The sequence below is a fragment of the Pseudomonas sp. MS646 genome (assembly GCF_036693845.1).
GTDB lineage: Bacteria > Pseudomonadota > Gammaproteobacteria > Pseudomonadales > Pseudomonadaceae > Aquipseudomonas > Aquipseudomonas chlororaphis_E.
In genome coordinates this window covers 3,978,673-3,994,636 of the sequence record NZ_CP144763.1, presented here as the reverse complement: position 1 = coordinate 3,994,636, position 15,964 = coordinate 3,978,673, and the positions used below count along the sequence as shown (strand labels likewise).

Sequence of the window (15,964 nt, the reverse complement as noted above, 5' to 3'; positions counted from 1 at the left end):
ATCGGGGTGGGCTTCACTTCCGCGCCGTACACCATCCCCCTGTGGGAGCGAGCCTGCTCGCGATCGGAGCGACGCGGTCTCCTGGAATCACAGCCCCATCACTGCCCACTGGCGATCCGTTTCACCAGCGCCTCATGACCGGCCTTGTCACTAGCGCGGGAGATGATCTGCACCACCGCCATGCGCGTGCCGGAAGCGCCCAGCAAGGTGGTGTCGAGGGTCGGCCCGCCGCCCTGGGTGGCGCGGGTGTCGAGTTGGCGCAACCCCAGGCCGCTGCCTTTCTGGGTCAGGCTTTTTTCGCTGAGGATCTTGGCGTTCGGCAGGGCCTGGGTGCGCTGGGCAGCGAAGCCGGCCATGGTCGTGTCGAGAAACGCGCCATCGTTATCCTTCACGGACGTACCATCGGCAATGGTGTTTTCAGCAGCGATCACCACCGTTCGGCTGGTGGCGTTGCTGTACATCGTCCCTGTCGCGCCAGCGGTGCCCTGGGCTGCTTCGCCGGCGGGCAGTGGCGTTGCCGTGAAGCCCTTGGGCAAGGTGAAGACGAACTTGCCGGACAGCATCGAGACCTTCTGCGCCGGTGCCTCGCCGGTGGATTTGGGTTGGGCGGCCTGGGCAGGTACTCCGGCCAGGCTGGCGATGACCGCCAGCAGCAGGGCGGCAGCGTATTGACTCGGCATTGACATTGACACTCTCCACAGGTGGTCGCGCTTGAGCGGCGATCATCCCATGGGCATCGCACCTGACTCCAGCGCAACGGCAGGCACGTCGGTCATTTCGGTGCGGCTACGCAGGCCGATGGAGGTGTGCGCACCAACAGGCGTCGGGTCACCAGAAGCATGACCGCCGAGACGGCAACGCCAAGGGCAAAGGTCGGCAGGCCCAGCCGCGGCAGGGTCAGGGCCACGGTCAGGCAGAACGCGGCGAAGCAATACATGCCGGTGGCCGTGGCTCGCAGCAGCGCCGCCGTGAACGCCGGCCCGCGGGTTTGCTGGGAAAACACCGCCATGACACTGCCCAGCAGCGGAAACACCGCCAGCAACCCGCTCCAGCGTTCGCCCACGGTGCTGGCCAACCACGTCACCGCGAGGGTCAGCAACGCGCCGGCGATCATGCGCAGCATCAGTTTGTCGGACGTGCGCGTTGGCCTCTGCATCACGGGCCGGACCGCCGGGAACAGATAAGGCGCCGCCAGCAAAGCCACTGCCGCCAACAGGCTTGCCAATGGCAGCGAGGCCGGCAGCCAGGACAGCACCAGTGCCACCAAGGCCCAGGCCGCCAATGCAATGCCCAGCGCCCAAGGCCAACCTCGGCGCTGGGCAACCTGGGCGTATACCACGCAAAACGTAATCATCGCGAACATGGCCGACAACGCCGCCGTCGCCGATCGGGCGGCGAACGCCTCGCCCTGTTCCAGGGCCAGGAACAACAGAATTGGCCCCACCACCACCGGCAATCCCGACAGCCAACCGGCCACACTCGGGCCCCAGCGTCGACCGGCCAGGGAAATCAGCAACAGGAAACCCGGAATCACCAGCAGTTTGAGCAGTAGCACGCAGTCGTCCTTGTCGCTTCTCGGAGTGCCACGTTAACACCCAGCCCCTGGCCAGTGAACCGCGCCCACCGTGTTCAGGCGTGGCCCCTGTCAGCGGTCCCAATAGGGGACTTCGCCAAAACACTCGAAGAAGAAATCGATCACCGTGCGCACCTTCACGGACAACCGGCGGCTGCCTGGCCACAGCATGGCGATCTGTTGGGGTTCGAGGCTGTTGGAGGCTTCGTAGTCGCGCAGCACCGACACCAATGTGCCGTTGCGCACCGCTTCACCGATCAGCCATGACGGAAACATCACCAGCCCCAGGCCCTGCTCGGCGGCCTGGGTCAAGGTGTCGGCGTGGTTGCCGGTGATCGGGCCCTTGACGCTGTAGGGCGTCCACGCCTGGCCGGGGCGGCGGAAAAACCAACGCTGCTGGCCGGTGACGCCTTTGTAGGCCAGGCATTGGTGGTGCGCCAGGTCCTGGGGCTTGAGGGGCGTGCCGTGGCGGGTCAGGTAGGCCGGGCTGGCGGCGATCTGGAAGCGATGGGCGGCGATGATCCGCGCCTGCATGCCGGAGTCGTGTAGCGGACCGATGCGAAACAGCAGGTCGGCCCCCTCCTGGAGCGGATCGACGTAGCTGTCGGTTTGCTGGATCTCCAGTTGCAGCTTCGGATAGCGCTCGCACAGCGGTCCCAGCCAAGGGCTGAGGTGGCGTTGGCCGAACACCACCGGGGCATTGATCCGCACCAGGCCGGACGGCTCGCTGTGTTGCTCCTGCAAGGCCTGTTCGGCTTCTTCCAACTGCACCAGCAGCAGGCGTGCGTGGTGGCCCAGCAGGCGGCCGGCCTCGGTCGGGGAGACCGCACGGGTGTGACGATAGAGCAGTTGCTGGTTCAGGGCCTGCTCCATCAGCTGGACCTGCCGGGAGATGGAGGAGGGCGCCAGGCCTTCGCGTCGGGCCACCTCGGAAAAGCTGCCGTGGTCGAGCACCGCGACAAAGAGTCGGAGTGCCTTGAAGCCAAGCTCGTCAAGCCCCTGCATGGGCGATTCCTTCTGTGCGTAATACGCAAAAGTGTTGTCGGGATGCTCCCATTTATCGCACAGCGATGCCAGCCGATAATGCCGGCCCTTCTTTCCTGGAACAGGGTGTGACTATGCAAGCGTCTTCCATCAGCGAGGCCGAATCGGTGACGGCTACCGCCAAACCCCGGCCGTTCTTGCGCTGGCTGTTGCTGCCGCTGGTGATCCTGGCGGGCATGGGGTTGTCGGTGGAGGCGGGCCTGTTGGGGCCGCTGGGCGTTCAGGTCGGTCATTTGTGGGCCACCTTGAGCATTTTCGGCGTGGGCTCGGCGGTTCTGTTCCTGCTGTTGCTGCTCAGTGGCCGGCAGCCAGGGCCGGCGTTGAGTGAACTGCCGCGCTGGCAACTGATCGGCGGTTTCCTGGGACCGGTCTACGTGGTGGTGCTCACGCTCGCCACGCCTCACATCGGGATTGCCATGACCATGGTCGCGATTCTTTCCGGCCAGGTGGGCAAAAGCGTGCTGATCGATCACTTCGGCTGGTTCGGTGCCACCCGTAAGCGCGTCAATGGCGAGCGCTGGTTGGCGTTGGCACTGATTGTCGTGGCCCTTGTCCTGATTGCCCGAGGTTGATGATGAATCTGGTTCTTTTGTTGCTGGTGGTGGTCGCGGCGGGGGCGGTGTTGAGCGTGCAGGCCGCCATCAATGGTCGCCTGGGACAGACGGTCGGGGTGTTGCGCAGCAGCTTGCTGACGTTTGTCGTGGGCGCGGTGATCACTGGCCTGCTGATCGTGTTTTTCGAGCCGGCCCACGCGGTCACCTTGCTGGAGGTGCCGAAATGGCAACTCAGTGGCGCGCTGTTCGGCGTGGTCTACATGATGGTGATGGTAGGGGCGGTGCCCAGGGTCGGCACCGCCGTCGCGACAGTTGCGGTGATCGTCGGCCAACTGGGCATGGGCATGCTGATCGACAACTTCGGCTGGCTGGGCAACCCGGCCATCGAGTTGTCCGGCAGCCGGATGTTGGCCATGGTCTGCCTGGCACTGGCGCTGGTGTTCATGTATCGCAGCAGCGCGCGGCAGGCCTGAGCGCCTCAGTCGGGTTCGACGTCCAGTTGCAGGCTGTCGTCGGCCAGGCGCTCGGTGCGTCGGACGATGCCGCTGATGCGCCGGCCCTCGGCGCTGAACACCACGATCTGAGCCTTGTGCAGGTCGTCCGGCAGCGGTGGCCTGACGTGCAGCGCGAACCAGGGTGGTTCGCCGTCGTCGAGGCGCTTGACGTCGAGCTGGCACTCGATGGTTTTGGTTTCGCGGCCAAACAGGGTGTCCAGACCGTAGTCAAGGTGGGTGCTGTCGGCGGCGGCAGGGGCATTGGGCATCACAGTCTCCTGGATGGGTACGCTGGGATGATGTTCAAGTGATCCCCCAGGCAATGGAAAATTCCATCGCAGTGAGGTCGGCGGGGCTGCGAGGGCTAGCCGGGATCGATGCCCGCGTCGCAACGCCCTCCACAGGCGCGAGGATCAGGACCTGGGCACCCCGTGCTCCCAGGTCGACCAGTGCTTGACGATGTCCTGCACCAGCGGGTTGCCGGTGCGGAACAGGTTTTCCAGGGCGGGGACGAACGCGCCCTGGTCGGCGTACTTGAGCAGGTTGTCCACTTCATTGCCGCCGGGCTCGGGTCGATCGAAGTCGGAGCCGGCGCGCAGCACTGCGAGCCGATTGATGTCCACCCGACCCTCACGACTGGCCCGCAACAAGGCCTCGTAGGTGGAGTTGTCTTCCTGCTGGGTGGTGCAATACACGCCTTTGTTATCGGTGAGCAGGCGGGTCCAGACTTCGGCCCGTTCGCTCAGGCGCGTCCCGGAAAACCAGGTGTTGCCCGCCAGCGTGTCGCAGCGGGTCACCACCGGTGGCTGGTTGGCCGGAGCGTAGGGGTATTTCACGCGCCAGGCTGCCGACGCCTCGCTTTCCGTCAGGCTCACGTTCTGGCTGAGGGCAAAGGCCTTGGCTTGCAGCGCGGGGTTGAGTTCGAAGACTTCGGTCTTGTAGTCCAGCGGCGGCTTTTCGTTGGGACCCTTGGTGTTGATGCCCAGGTAGCCGGTGGGCCAGTCCTTGGGCACGTCCCGCGAGTCGAGCTCCCACTGGGTGCCGAATTCCACCAGGTAATGGGCCCAGGCGGTCGTGCCCAGGGTGCCGTGATGCGGGTTGATCCCAGCGATCCCGGCCACCAGGAAATAACTCTTGCGCAGGTCGACGCGGGGCGACAGGGCCAGGGCCAATGTCGAGGCGGCGGCGTTGGTCTGGCCCATGCCGGTGATCATCAGACAGACCCGTTCGGTGTTGCAACGGATCGTCGGGTACTCGGCCGACAGCCCGGGGATGCGGATTTCATCCTTGAGCGCCAGGCGCTCGATCCAGTTTTGTGCCTCGGGGGCAAACATCGTGATCAGCATGACCTTGGGCTGCAGCGGCGGGGCTGCTCCGGCGGTCGTGCTGAACAGGGCGGCCGTTGCCAGGCCGAATGGAACACACAGGCGATTGATCATGCTTTCGTGACCTCCGTGGAATCGAAACAGATGCTTTTGTGGGCAGGTATCGGATCAGAATTGATAGCCAACCCCCGCGTAATACCCCCAGCCATCGGATCGGGCGCGGAAGCTGCCTTCGCCAAAATCAAGCTCGCTGCCGTCCTGCCAGTTGCCCCCGTTGTGGAAATAGCGGCCCACCAGGGTAAAGCGCAAGTGCGTGAACGAGTACAGCAGGACATTGGTGGCGACCGTGGCGTTGGCGGTGCGCGCCGGGTTGTCCTTGTGCAGGTCCGAACCGAAGTCGAAATTGGTGAAGCCGATGTAGGTCAGCGAAGCGCCGTTGCTGAACTGGCTGATCGGCACGATGTACTTGAGCTGGGCGCGGTAGCCGTCCCAGGAATACTCATTGCTGGCGCCGTAGTTTTCCCATTGGTAGCGAGCATAGAGGTTAGCCGACAGGTTGACCCTCGAATGGGTGTCGATGTCGGTGCCCAGGCCGCTGTACAAGGTGTTGGCGCGATTGGCGCTGTTGCTGCCGTGATCGTAGATCCAGTCGAACGCCACGTACCATTCCTTGAACGGTCCGATGGCCAGGCTGCGTCCGGCCAGGATATCGATGGAAATGCGCGGCTCATGCTCCATGAACACCGGCGAGCCATGGTCCCACACGCCTTTGTCGTGGCTGTTGCCGATGGTGAAGAGCTTCGGGATGTCGACGTAGCCGTACAGTTCGAACGGGCCCTTGCGACCGAAATATTCGTACTCCAGGTACACGTCGTCGGTGGGTTGTGGGCCGAAGCTGATGTCTTTGCTGCCAATGATCGTCAGGTCCTGGTTGTACCAGTCTGACAGGTAGACGCCTTTTTTCGGCTGGGTGGCCTCGGGGCTGAGGGCTTCGCCCTGGGCGGACGTTTCGTTCGTCTGCGCCAGGGTAGTAGTGCTGAGTAGTCCGGTAACGGCGGTCAGTAGCAGGCAGGCTGCCCAAGGACCGGGCGAGGTGCAACGCCGGGAAGTGTGGTGCATGGAAAATCCTTGTCCGAGCGGGCCGAAGCCCGTGTTCCGTGATTGAAGAAACCGTCGTCGTTTCGCGGCGAGCGACTGGCTTCGCAAACGTTTGCATATCCTGTACCAGATTTTCGTACAGGCTTGAAAAACAAAGGGAACGGCCGTTTTTTCTGGCCTTTTGGTCAATCTTCATGCCGTGGTCACCGTGCCGCCATTTGAAGAGGCACCAAAGGGTGGCAGGCCCTGTTGCCTGGCACTCATCGTGTGCGGCTCTGGGGCACGGGGGATGCTGGTAGACTCGGTCACCTTGACTGACAAGAGGTATGCCCATGAGCGAGCCTATTCGCCTGACCCAGTACAGCCACGGTGCTGGCTGCGGCTGCAAGATTTCGCCCCAGGTACTGGAAGTGATCCTGGCCGGCAGCGGTGCGCAGAACCTCGACCCCAACCTGTGGGTCGGCAATGCGTCCAGGGATGACGCCGCGGTATACGCCATCGACGAAACCCGCGGGGTCGTCTCGACCACTGATTTCTTCATGCCGATTGTCGATGACCCTTTCGATTTCGGACGCATCGCCGCCACCAATGCCATCAGCGACATCTACGCCATGGGCGGTGATCCGCTGATGGCTATCGCGATTCTCGGCTGGCCCGTGAACGTGCTAGCCCCGGAAATCGCCCGGGAGGTGATTCGCGGCGGGCGTTCGGTGTGTGACGAGGCGGGCATTCCCCTGGCGGGCGGGCATTCGATCGATGCACCGGAGCCGATCTTCGGCCTGGCGGTCACCGGCCTGGTGCAAAAGCGCCATATGAAACGCAACGACACCGCCACTGCGGGGTGCCGCTTGTACCTGACCAAGCCCCTGGGCATCGGCATCCTCACCACCGCTGAAAAGAAGGGCAAGCTGCGGGCCGCCGACGTTGGCCTGGCCCGTGACTGGATGTGCACCCTGAACAAGCCTGGCAGCCGTTTCGGCAAGCTCGATGGCGTAACGGCGATGACCGACGTCACCGGCTTCGGCCTGCTCGGGCATCTGGTGGAAATGGCCGATGGCAGCCAGGTGACGGCGCGCATCCGCTATGACGCGGTGCCGCGCCTGTCGAGCGTCGAGTATTACCTCGACCTGGGCTGTGTGCCGGGCGGCACGTTGCGCAACTACGACAGCTACGCCAGCCGGGTGGGCCGGGTCCAGGAATTGCACAAGCGGGTCTTGTGCGACCCACAGACCAGTGGCGGGCTGCTGATCGCCGTCACCGCGCAGGGCGAAGCGGAGTTTCTGCGGGTCGCCGCGGAGCTCGGCCTGGCGCTGGAGCCGATTGGCGAACTGGTCGAGCGACAGACCCACGCGGTCGAGGTGTCATGATGGCCGATGACATCACCGATTACCGCGACATCTTCCTCAACGACCGGCCCATGATGGACACCCGGGCGCCCATCGAATTTATCAAGGGGGCCTTCCCCGGCGTGGTCAACTTGCCGCTGATGACCGACAGCGAGCGGCAACGCGTCGGTACTTGCTACAAGCAGCAAGGGCAGCAGGCGGCGATCGTGCTGGGTCATCAGCTGGTGTCCGGCCAGACCAAGGCACAACGCATCCAGGCCTGGGCCGAGTTTGCCCACACGCATCGCGAGGGTCTTCTGTACTGCTTTCGCGGCGGCTTGCGTTCGCAGATCGTCCAGCAGTGGCTCAAGGACGAAGCGGGCATCGAGTACCCCAGGGTGGCCGGCGGCTACAAGGCCATGCGCACGTTCCTGCTGGAGACGGTCGAGCAGGCGGTCAGCCAGTGCGACCTGGTGTTGCTGGGGGGCATGACCGGCACCGGCAAGACCGACGTGCTGGCCCAGCTGGAAAACAGCCTTGACCTGGAAGGCCATGCCAACCATCGCGGTTCGAGTTTCGGCAAGCGCGCCACTGGGCAGCCGTCCAACATCGATTTCGAGAACCGCCTGGCGGTGGACGTGTTGAAAAAGCGCGCGGCGGGCATCGAGCACTTCGTGCTGGAAGATGAGAACCGCATGATCGGCAGTTGCGCCTTGCCCCTGTCATTGTTCCAGCGCATGCAGCAGGTGCCGATGGTCTGGTTGCAAGACAGCGTAGAGCGGCGGGTTGAGCGGATCCTGCGGGACTACATCGTCAACCTGTGCGCCGAGTTCGTCGCGGTCCAGGGCGAACAGGGGTTCTCAGCGTTTGCCGAGCGGTTGTTGGCGAGCCTGGGCAACATCCAGAAGCGCCTGGGGGGCGACCGTCACCGGCGCTTGATGGGCATCCTGGAAGCCGCCCTGGCGGAGCAGGCTCGCAGCGGCGCGGTCGACCTGCATCGGGATTGGATCGAAGGCCTGCTGCGTGAGTACTACGACCCGATGTACGTGTACCAGCGTGAAAAGAAAGGCCTGCGCATCGAGTTCTCGGGGGAGCAGGCGGCGGTGGTGGAGTATTTGCGGGAGCGGGCGGCGAGCGTGGGTCAGCCTCAACAGTGAATTTCACCGCAACCCCATGTGGGAGCGGGCTTGCTCGCGAAAGCGGTGTGTCAGCTCGCATCTCTTTTGAATGTGTCGACGCCTTCGCGAGCAAGCCCGCTCCCACAGGGTTTGTGGCTGTCCGGCATTCAGGTGCCAGCCTGCTAGAGCACCACCGCCCCAATCAACCCGCAAACAATCCCCACCACCATGGTCAGCAGCGCCACGGTCACCAGCACGCGGGCATCGAAATCCTTGCGCAGCATCAACAGCGACGGCAGGCTGATGCTCGGCAGGGTCATCAGCAACGCGACGGCGGGGCCGGTGCCCATGCCGAGGGTCATCATGGTCTGCACGATCGGGATTTCCGCCGCGGTAGGAATCACGAACAGCGTGCCGACAATGGCCAGCGGTACCAGCCACACCAGGCTGTCGGCCATGGCGCCGTCGACGTGGGGGAACAGCCAGACCCGCGCCGCGCCCAGCACCAGCACCGCCAGCACGTAGATCGGGATGGTGCTCCAGAACAACTGCCACAAGGTCCGGCCCCAACGGATCAGGAACGGCTGCGCATCCACCGTGCTGGCTTCGGCCACCGCTTCCACGGCGGCTTCGGGCAGGGTCTCGGGGCGGGCAATGCGCTGGGCCACCATCGACACGCCGAACACCAGCACGATACCGGCCACCAGACGCAGGGCGGTGAAACCCCAGCCCAGCACGAAGCCCATGAACACCAGCGTCGCCGGGTTGAGGACCGGGTTGCCGATCCAGAAGGCCAGTGCCGCGCCCACCGAAACGTTCTGCCGACGCAGGCCGGCCGCCACTGGCGCGGCGCAGCACGAGCACATCATGCCGGGCAGCGCGAACAGCCCACCGCGCAAGGTCGAGGCAAAGCCGGCCCGGCCGAACAGGCGCAGCAACCAGTCACGGGGGATCAACACTTGCAGCAGGGAGCCGAGGATCACCGCCAGCACCGCCGCCTTCCAGATGGCCAGGAAGTACACCTGGGCGTAGGCCAGGGCCGCTGTCAGCGGCGCGGTCTGGGCATCATTGAGGATCGAGCCGCCGATGCTGTGGTTGTCGGCGGCGACAAAGGCCTTGAGGTAGTAGGGCGACCACTTGACGTAATAGAGGCCGACGCAGGCCACCAGCAGGAACAGGGCAGGCTTGCACCAGAACGACCAGCCCCGGTGAGCAGCGGCAGAGGATGAAGACATGGAGAAAATCCGGGTAGCGGGAGAATGGCTGCATCATACCCCGCGGCACTGACTCCCGCCGAGAGCAACGTCCTCCCGTCGGTCAGGACCTGACGCCCCCGCCACCGCGGCTGATGCCTCAGGTCGGGCAGGTTTCCTGGCCGTTATCCAGGCCTTGCTTGTAGGTCCGGCTGGAGAGGCTGGCCTTGCCGTTGTGCCAGGTCAGGGTCAGCACATACAACGAATCGAAATCCCCGGATTCCCAGTCTTCGGTAATGGTCTGCTTCTTGCCGACGGCCTCGCCGGCGACCTTGTTGATCAGCTCCGGCAGGTAGCCATGGGACCAGGCGGTGTAGATGGTGGCGTTGTGGTACTTGTCGTGCAGCAACTCATCCGCCAGGTCACTGGTGTCGTTGGCCGAATAATTGATGTTCACCGGCAGCCCGAGCTTGATGGCGCTGGGGCTGATGGTCATCAGCGGGCGAATGTAGCTGTAGGAGTTATCCAGTTCGCCCTCTTCGACGTTGCGGGTCGGGTTGGCCGCGAACACATAGTCGGCCTTGCCGAATTTTTCCGGCAGCAGGGTGGCCAGGTCGATGGCCCGGTTGAGGCCCTGGCAATTGAGTTGGCCCAGGCCGCCGGCCGGTTTTTCGGCATGGCGCAGGAACACCAGGGTCTGGACACCGTCGACTGGCTGGGCGCGACTGACGCTGGACTCCAGCGACAGCGCCAGGCCGCAGACCACCAGTAAGGTCGGCAGCAGCAGCCACGAACGGTGCTGCAGGCGCTTGGCGAAATTCAGTGGGTTCATCATCGGATCGATTCTTCAGTCTTCTTTGAGTCAGGCTGACAAACCCTGGCACCACGAGGCGGATGGCCTCGGGTGTTTTCCTTGTCATGACGCCGCCTCGGTTCCCTTAAGGGCATTGCTCAGAGTCCATTGAGGCCCTTTGGTTCGATCCTGCGGCCGGTTCCTTCCCAGCGATGCACTGAACATTAGCGACAGGATGTTGCGAAATTAAGAACAGCGCAGGGCCCGATCACGCCTATGAGGTCTTTCCGGATTTGGATTATCCTCGCTCATCCATTCTTCTCGGAACCTGCGACCATGGCTGACCTGAATCCATTTCCCATCACCCGCAAATGGCCCGCTCAATACCCTGAGTGGATCCAGCTCTATTCGCTGCCGACCCCCAACGGCGTGAAAGTCTCGATCATGCTCGAAGAGATCGGCCTGCCGTACGAGCCTCATAAAGTGGACTTCGGCAGCAATGATCAGTTATCCCCCGAGTTCCTGTCCCTGAACCCCAACAACAAGATTCCGGCGATTCTCGACCCCCACGGGCCGGGGGATAAGCCGCTGGCGCTGTTCGAGTCGGGGGCGATCCTGATCTACCTGGCGGACAAGAGCGGCCAGTTGCTGGCCCAGGACTCGGCGGCGCGCTACGAGACGATCCAGTGGCTGATGTTCCAGATGGGCGGGATCGGGCCGATGTTCGGGCAGCTGGGGTTCTTCAACAAGTTCGCCGGCAAGGACTACGAGGACAAGCGCCCCCGTGACCGTTACGTCGAGGAAAGCAAACGCCTGCTCAAAGTGCTCGACGGGCGCCTGCAAGGACGCGACTGGATCATGGGCGAGCGCTACACCATCGCCGACATCGCGACCTTTCCATGGGTGCGCAACCTGATCGGCTTCTACGAGGCCGGTGACCTGGTGGGCATCCAGCACTTTCCCAACGTGACGCGGGTATTGGAGCGCTTCCTGGCGCGACCGGCGGTGGTTCGTGGGCTGAAGATTCCGGAATGAGCGGCTGATGACGTCCGGGCAGTGCTGGGGTGATTTGCATCAATGGCACGTTGGCCCTGTAGAGCGATTATTGCCCGGCCGGTAACACTCTGTTTTCCAGCCGGCGTTTGTGCCCGGGTCGACCAGGGCATAAGCTTTGCCCCCTGTGATCGAGCCCCCAATTGCCCAGGAGTCCCATGTCCAGCCAGTTCCCCGAAGCACGTCCACGCCGTCTGCGTCGCAATGCCAGCTTGCGCAGCCTGTTCCAGGAAACCGAGTTCACCCTGAACGACCTGGTGCTGCCGATTTTCGTCGAAGAGGAAATTGACGACTTCGTGCCGATCAAGAGCATGCCGGGCGTGGTGCGCATCCCTGAATCGAAACTGGCCAGCGAGATCGAACGCTACGCCCGGGCCGGCATCAAGGCCGTGATGACCTTTGGCGTCTCCCACCACCTGGACGGCGACGGCAGCGATACCTGGAGCGAGCGTGGCCTGGTGTCGCGCATGGCCGGCATCTGCAAGGACGCCGTGCCGGAAATGATCGTGATGTCCGATACCTGCTTTTGCGAGTACACCGATCATGGCCATTGTGGCGTCCTGCACGGGCACGAAGTGGACAATGACCGGACCTTGGTCAACCTGGGCAAGCAGGCCGTGGCAGCGGCCCGCGCCGGCGCCGATGTGATCGCCCCGTCGGCGGCCATGGACGGCCAGGTCCAGGCCATCCGCAGGGCCCTGGACGAAGCCGGTTTCAGCCAGACGGCGATCATGGCTTACTCGACCAAATTCGCCTCGGCGCTGTATGGGCCGTTCCGCGAAGCCGGCGGCAGCGCCTTGAAGGGCGACCGCAAGAGCTACCAGATGAACCCGATGAACCGCCGCGAAGCCCTGCGCGAATCGCTGCTCGATGAGCAGGAAGGGGCCGATGCGTTGATGGTCAAGCCGGCCGGTGCCTACCTGGACATCATCCGCGACATCCGCCAGGCGTCGAACCTGCCGCTGTCGGCTTATCAGGTCAGTGGCGAATACGCGATGATCAAGTTCGCCGCCCAGGCCGGCGCCATCGACGAAGCCCGGGTGGTCCGTGAAAGCCTGGGGGCGATCAAGCGAGCAGGGGCCGACCTGATCTTCACCTATTTTGCGATGGACCTGGCGTCAAGCGGGATCTGACCACGGATCCAGAGTGAAAACACCTGCGGGAGCGAGCTTGCTCGCGAAGGCGTCGGCACATCCCGCCAGGGTGCAACCGGTCGATTCCGAGGGGAGGGTGTGGTGACCCGTCGTCCCGAGCGAGCGAACGTAGCCTCGTCCGGCATTTGGTCGTATGGTGGCTGCGGACCAACGGACCTCATGGGGCAACATGCAACTCAGTCGATGGATGATCAGCCTTGTCGCATTACTGGCCCTGGCCGGTTGCGGCAGTCGCCAGGCCCAGGAGCCTGAACGCCAACCGGACGAGGTCAAACGGCAGATCGTGCGGTTGCTGCCGTCAAAGACCGCGGATCGCGAAGGGTGGGCCAATGACATCTATGTGGCCTTCTCGGCCCAGCAGATCTCGACCACGACGCAGAATATCTGTGCAGTCCTGGCGGTGACCGAGCAGGAATCAACCTTCCAGGCCGACCCCAGCGTGCCGGGGCTGGGCAAGATCGCCCGGGAAGAGATCGATCGCCGCGCAGCGAAGATGCACATTCCCAGGCTGTTGATCAGCGGTGCGCTTGAGCTGCGCTCGCCCAACGGCAAAAGCTACGCCGACCGGCTCAACGCGGTGCGCAGTGAGAAGGCGTTGAGCGAGATCTTCGATGATTTCATCGGCATGGTGCCGCTGGGCAAGACGCTGTTCGACGGCTTCAACCCGGTGCACACCGGTGGGCCGATGCAGGTCAGCATCGCCTTTGCCCAGGCCAATGCCCGCAATTACCCCTACACGGTGGATGGCTCGATTCGTCGCGAGGTGTTCAGCCGTCGCGGCGGCCTGTATTTCGGCATCGCCCATCTGTTGGGCTATCCGGTGAGCTACACCGAGCCGCTGTACCGTTTCGCCGATTTCAATGCCGGGTGGTACGCCAGTCGTAACGCCGCGTTCCAGCATGCGGTGAGTCGGGCGTCGGGCATTTCCCTGGCGCTGGACGGTGATCTGATCCTGCATGACGCCATCATGCCGGGTAGCACGGAGCTGGCAGTACGCACGCTGGGCAAGTCGTTGGGAATGCGCAACCCGACCATTCGCGATCAACTGGAGCTGGGGGACAGCCTGGCGTTCGAGGACAGCAAGCTCTACAAGCGGGTGTTCGAGCTGGCCGAAAGTGCGGAAGGCAAGCCGTTGCCGCGGGCGGTGTTGCCGGGGATCGTGCTCAAGAGCCCGAAGATCACACGCACGTTGACGACGGCGTGGTTTGCCAAGCGGGTGGATGAGCGTTATCAGCGGTGTATGGCGCGGGCGTCGGGGCGGTAGCGATGACGCGAGGTCGATGGCGGGGCTTGGGTATTTGAGAAGAGACCGTGGCGAGGGTGCTTGCTCGCGGTTATTGTCGGGGGCTGCGTTGCAGCCCAGCGGGAGCAAGCTCCCTCGCCACGGTGGGTGTTGCATTGTCTGGGGCCTGGGTTGCATGGGCCTCCTTCATGCGCGGTTCTCGATCAGGCGATCGGAACCACCTTCGGCAACGCGGCGTTCCAGCAGGCGATCAGCACCACCTTCGGCGACGCGGCGTTCCAGCAGGCGATCGGCGCCACCTTCGGCGACACGGCGTTCCAGCAGGCGATCAGCACCACCTTCGGCGACGCGGCGTTCCAGCAGGCGATCAGCACCACCTTCGGCGACGCGGCGTTCCAGCAGGCGATCGGCACCGCCTTCGGCAACGCGGCGTTCCAGCAGGCGATCGGAACCACCTTCGGCGACGCGGCGTTCCATCAGGCGATCAGCGCCACCTTCGGCAACGCGTTTTTCGATCAGGCGATCGGAGCCGCCTTCGGCGACAACAGGTTGGGCGGTGGCGGCGAATACGTTGGCGGCCAGGACCGAGAAAGCAAGGCTGAGGATGATTTGGCGTTTCATGAGGGTGTGCTCCGGGGTGCAGTGGTTGGTGTGGCGCCATTGTTGCGTCCGACCACCGTCAATAAGAACTTCATTGAAATGATGGTGGATATCGACCGCGGTGATAGCTCGTTGGTGTGCAGCCGATCAGCTCGATACCGCAACAGTGGTGTTGGTTGGAACGCCGCGGAGTTGGCGGGCTCTACCCCATAACCCCTTCCTCAGGAGACCCCTCATGTATCAGTTGTTCGGTCACCGTCAGTCCGGGTCGGCGGCGGTGGAGATCGCGCTGGAGTGGTGCGGCGTGCCGTTTCGCCGGATCGATGCCTATTCGACGGAGGACAGCGAGGCAACGCGCGAGCTCAAGACATTGAACCCACAAGTCCAAGTGCCCACCCTGCAATTACCGGATGGCTCGGTGCTGACCGAGGCGGCCGCGATCCTGATTCACCTCGGGCTGAGCTTTCCCGCGTCGAAGCTGCTGCCTGACGATCCCCTCGAACGCGCGCAAACCCTGCGCGGCCTGGTCTATGTCGCCGCCAATTGCTACACGCCCATCGGCATCATCGATTTTCCACAGCGCTGGCTGGACGGTGGTGATGACGCCTGCGCCGAGTCATTGGTCCGAGGTACCCAGCAACGGCTGTATCGCAACTGGGCCTTGTTTGCCGACCAGTTCGCGGCCAGGCCTTTTTTCGGCGGTGCCGAACCGGGAGCCCTGGATATCCTGGCCGCGGTGATCACTCGCTGGAGCGGCACGCGGGAAGCGATGCTGAGTGCTCGTCCCGAGTTCCACGGCTTGCTGGCGCGCATCGACCGCCATCCACGGGTGGCACCCGTGTTGTCGCTGCACTGGGCCGAGTGAATCAGGGGCAGGCGTTTGCCGTGGCGGCCTGCTCGACGAGGCCCACCAACTGACGGACGTTGTTCTGATGGGCGCTCACCAGTGCGTCGATGCTGCCACCCGCCGGCGTTTGCAGGCTGCTGCGGCAGGTGAGGGTGGGGGACTGCGTGCCCCGCAGTCGCCATTGCACATCCATGCGGGCGTAGCGACCGGGAATCGAGTCGAAGCGCTTCACGTCCACGCGCAGCAAACGCTTGGCCGCGCCGGGATTATTCAACTGTTCGTCCAGGCTGCTGTGCAGTTCATCGGCCAGGCTGGCGCCCCACCATTCGGTTTCCAGGATCGCCAGGGCACTGTTGCCCTGGCGGATGACCATCTGGGTGCGATCCACCTGGGGCGGTACGCTGACTTGCTCGACCTGGATGTCCGCGTTGGACCGCGACGGGCCGGCCGGCTGGGCGGGGCTCAGGGTGTGGTAGTGGATAGGATCGCTGCGACAGGCGACGAGCAACAGGGCGATGGCGAGCCCTATGAGTTTCAGCGGCATCAGGTG

Annotated in this window: 18 protein-coding genes; 8 read left to right on the top strand and 10 right to left on the bottom strand. The window is 63.9% G+C overall.

Annotation, left to right across the window (positions count from 1 at the left end):
* Positions 1-98: 98 nt before the first annotated feature.
* The 3 genes from V3H56_RS17450 to V3H56_RS17440 all read right to left on the bottom strand — a co-directional run bounded on the left by V3H56_RS17450 (position 99) and on the right by V3H56_RS17440 (position 2,578).
* Positions 99-686 carry a hypothetical protein gene (locus V3H56_RS17450; RefSeq protein WP_338473671.1) on the bottom strand — a complete coding sequence of 196 codons (588 nt, stop codon included), beginning with the start codon at positions 684-686 and terminating at the stop codon, positions 99-101.
* A gap of 86 nt (positions 687-772) precedes the next feature.
* On the bottom strand, positions 773-1,555 hold the full coding sequence (locus V3H56_RS17445; protein ID WP_338473670.1) for a hypothetical protein: 783 nt from the start codon (positions 1,553-1,555) through the stop codon (positions 773-775).
* A gap of 90 nt (positions 1,556-1,645) precedes the next feature.
* Entirely contained in the window at positions 1,646-2,578 is a 933-nt protein-coding gene (locus V3H56_RS17440) for a LysR family transcriptional regulator (protein WP_338473669.1), read from the bottom strand.
* A gap of 113 nt (positions 2,579-2,691) precedes the next feature.
* Between V3H56_RS17440 and V3H56_RS17435 the strand changes: the two genes are divergently transcribed.
* Together V3H56_RS17435 and V3H56_RS17430 are read left to right on the top strand one after the other, a co-directional pair.
* The gene (locus V3H56_RS17435; protein ID WP_042729706.1) at positions 2,692-3,189 is read left to right on the top strand and encodes a DMT family transporter; all 498 of its coding nucleotides are present in this window, start codon (positions 2,692-2,694) and stop codon (positions 3,187-3,189) included.
* Between the two features lie 2 nt (positions 3,190-3,191).
* Positions 3,192-3,644, top strand: coding sequence for a DMT family transporter (locus tag V3H56_RS17430; protein WP_047739156.1), 453 nt, complete (start codon positions 3,192-3,194; stop codon positions 3,642-3,644).
* Positions 3,645-3,649: 5 nt separating this feature from the next.
* Here the strand turns inward: V3H56_RS17430 and V3H56_RS17425 are convergent, their stop codons facing one another.
* The 3 genes from V3H56_RS17425 to V3H56_RS17415 all read right to left on the bottom strand — a co-directional run bounded on the left by V3H56_RS17425 (position 3,650) and on the right by V3H56_RS17415 (position 6,109).
* The gene (locus V3H56_RS17425) at positions 3,650-3,934 is read right to left on the bottom strand and encodes a hypothetical protein (protein WP_042728742.1); all 285 of its coding nucleotides are present in this window, start codon (positions 3,932-3,934) and stop codon (positions 3,650-3,652) included.
* 144 nt (positions 3,935-4,078) lie between these two features.
* Positions 4,079-5,104, bottom strand: a complete 1,026-nt coding sequence (locus tag V3H56_RS17420) for a purine nucleoside permease (protein WP_047739154.1) — start codon at positions 5,102-5,104, stop codon at positions 4,079-4,081.
* Between the two features lie 54 nt (positions 5,105-5,158).
* Complete coding sequence (locus V3H56_RS17415) at positions 5,159-6,109, bottom strand: nucleoside-specific channel-forming protein Tsx (RefSeq protein WP_338473668.1); 951 nt, start codon at positions 6,107-6,109, stop codon at positions 5,159-5,161.
* Positions 6,110-6,420: 311 nt separating this feature from the next.
* On the opposite strand from V3H56_RS17415, the gene selD reads away from it, so the two are divergent.
* Positions 6,421-7,455, top strand: a complete 1,035-nt coding sequence (selD, locus tag V3H56_RS17410; RefSeq protein WP_042728739.1) for a selenide, water dikinase SelD — start codon at positions 6,421-6,423, stop codon at positions 7,453-7,455.
* Positions 7,455-8,570, top strand: coding sequence for a tRNA 2-selenouridine(34) synthase MnmH (gene mnmH / locus V3H56_RS17405; protein ID WP_042728746.1), 1,116 nt, complete (start codon positions 7,455-7,457; stop codon positions 8,568-8,570). The genes selD and mnmH overlap by 1 nt, the downstream gene beginning before the upstream one ends.
* A 143-nt stretch (positions 8,571-8,713) precedes the next feature.
* Here mnmH and V3H56_RS17400 read toward each other — a convergent pair whose 3' ends face one another.
* Both V3H56_RS17400 and V3H56_RS17395 read right to left on the bottom strand, forming a co-directional pair.
* Positions 8,714-9,766 carry a permease gene (locus V3H56_RS17400; RefSeq protein ID WP_042728738.1) on the bottom strand — a complete coding sequence of 351 codons (1,053 nt, stop codon included), beginning with the start codon at positions 9,764-9,766 and terminating at the stop codon, positions 8,714-8,716.
* Between the two features lie 118 nt (positions 9,767-9,884).
* Complete coding sequence (locus V3H56_RS17395) at positions 9,885-10,559, bottom strand: hypothetical protein (RefSeq protein WP_042728737.1); 675 nt, start codon at positions 10,557-10,559, stop codon at positions 9,885-9,887.
* Positions 10,560-10,853: 294 nt separating this feature from the next.
* Here V3H56_RS17395 and V3H56_RS17390 point away from each other — a divergent pair, with 294 nt between their 5' ends.
* From V3H56_RS17390 to V3H56_RS17380, 3 genes are all read left to right on the top strand, one after another.
* Positions 10,854-11,552, top strand: a complete 699-nt coding sequence (locus tag V3H56_RS17390; protein WP_042728736.1) for a glutathione binding-like protein — start codon at positions 10,854-10,856, stop codon at positions 11,550-11,552.
* Between the two features lie 176 nt (positions 11,553-11,728).
* Positions 11,729-12,703 carry a porphobilinogen synthase gene (gene hemB, locus V3H56_RS17385; RefSeq protein WP_042728735.1) on the top strand — a complete coding sequence of 325 codons (975 nt, stop codon included), beginning with the start codon at positions 11,729-11,731 and terminating at the stop codon, positions 12,701-12,703.
* Between the two features lie 190 nt (positions 12,704-12,893).
* Positions 12,894-13,988, top strand: a complete 1,095-nt coding sequence (locus V3H56_RS17380; RefSeq protein ID WP_047739610.1) for a DUF1615 domain-containing protein — start codon at positions 12,894-12,896, stop codon at positions 13,986-13,988.
* 165 nt (positions 13,989-14,153) lie between these two features.
* Here V3H56_RS17380 and V3H56_RS17375 read toward each other — a convergent pair whose 3' ends face one another.
* Positions 14,154-14,588: a hypothetical protein gene (locus V3H56_RS17375; protein WP_042728734.1), complete on the bottom strand. Its 435-nt coding sequence runs from the start codon at positions 14,586-14,588 to the stop codon at positions 14,154-14,156.
* A gap of 214 nt (positions 14,589-14,802) precedes the next feature.
* Here V3H56_RS17375 and V3H56_RS17370 point away from each other — a divergent pair, with 214 nt between their 5' ends.
* Positions 14,803-15,432: a glutathione S-transferase family protein gene (locus V3H56_RS17370; RefSeq protein ID WP_042728733.1), complete on the top strand. Its 630-nt coding sequence runs from the start codon at positions 14,803-14,805 to the stop codon at positions 15,430-15,432.
* A gap of 1 nt (position 15,433) precedes the next feature.
* On the opposite strand, the gene V3H56_RS17365 is transcribed toward V3H56_RS17370, so the two are convergent.
* Entirely contained in the window at positions 15,434-15,958 is a 525-nt protein-coding gene (locus tag V3H56_RS17365; protein ID WP_042728732.1) for a PqiC family protein, read from the bottom strand.
* Positions 15,959-15,964: the final 6 nt, after the last annotated feature.

Excerpts from the sequence above, each read along its gene's own strand:
- selD (WP_042728739.1), top strand. The coding sequence starts at position 6,421 with ATGAGCGAGCCTATTCGCCTGACCCAGTACAGCCACGGTGCTGGCTGC.
- V3H56_RS17380 (WP_047739610.1), top strand. The coding sequence starts at position 12,894 with ATGCAACTCAGTCGATGGATGATCAGCCTTGTCGCATTACTGGCCCTG.
- V3H56_RS17400 (WP_042728738.1), bottom strand. The coding sequence starts at position 9,766 with ATGTCTTCATCCTCTGCCGCTGCTCACCGGGGCTGGTCGTTCTGGTGC.
- V3H56_RS17370 (WP_042728733.1), top strand. The coding sequence starts at position 14,803 with ATGTATCAGTTGTTCGGTCACCGTCAGTCCGGGTCGGCGGCGGTGGAG.
- V3H56_RS17425 (WP_042728742.1), bottom strand. The coding sequence starts at position 3,934 with ATGCCCAATGCCCCTGCCGCCGCCGACAGCACCCACCTTGACTACGGT.
- V3H56_RS17375 (WP_042728734.1), bottom strand. The coding sequence starts at position 14,588 with ATGAAACGCCAAATCATCCTCAGCCTTGCTTTCTCGGTCCTGGCCGCC.
- V3H56_RS17395 (WP_042728737.1), bottom strand. The coding sequence starts at position 10,559 with ATGATGAACCCACTGAATTTCGCCAAGCGCCTGCAGCACCGTTCGTGG.
- mnmH (WP_042728746.1), top strand. The coding sequence starts at position 7,455 with ATGGCCGATGACATCACCGATTACCGCGACATCTTCCTCAACGACCGG.
- V3H56_RS17430 (WP_047739156.1), top strand. The coding sequence starts at position 3,192 with ATGAATCTGGTTCTTTTGTTGCTGGTGGTGGTCGCGGCGGGGGCGGTG.
- hemB (WP_042728735.1), top strand. The coding sequence starts at position 11,729 with ATGTCCAGCCAGTTCCCCGAAGCACGTCCACGCCGTCTGCGTCGCAAT.
- V3H56_RS17435 (WP_042729706.1), top strand. The coding sequence starts at position 2,692 with ATGCAAGCGTCTTCCATCAGCGAGGCCGAATCGGTGACGGCTACCGCC.
- V3H56_RS17390 (WP_042728736.1), top strand. The coding sequence starts at position 10,854 with ATGGCTGACCTGAATCCATTTCCCATCACCCGCAAATGGCCCGCTCAA.
- V3H56_RS17440 (WP_338473669.1), bottom strand. The coding sequence starts at position 2,578 with ATGCAGGGGCTTGACGAGCTTGGCTTCAAGGCACTCCGACTCTTTGTC.
- V3H56_RS17415 (WP_338473668.1), bottom strand. The coding sequence starts at position 6,109 with ATGCACCACACTTCCCGGCGTTGCACCTCGCCCGGTCCTTGGGCAGCC.
- V3H56_RS17365 (WP_042728732.1), bottom strand. The coding sequence starts at position 15,958 with ATGCCGCTGAAACTCATAGGGCTCGCCATCGCCCTGTTGCTCGTCGCC.
- V3H56_RS17420 (WP_047739154.1), bottom strand. The coding sequence starts at position 5,104 with ATGATCAATCGCCTGTGTGTTCCATTCGGCCTGGCAACGGCCGCCCTG.
- V3H56_RS17450 (WP_338473671.1), bottom strand. The coding sequence starts at position 686 with ATGTCAATGCCGAGTCAATACGCTGCCGCCCTGCTGCTGGCGGTCATC.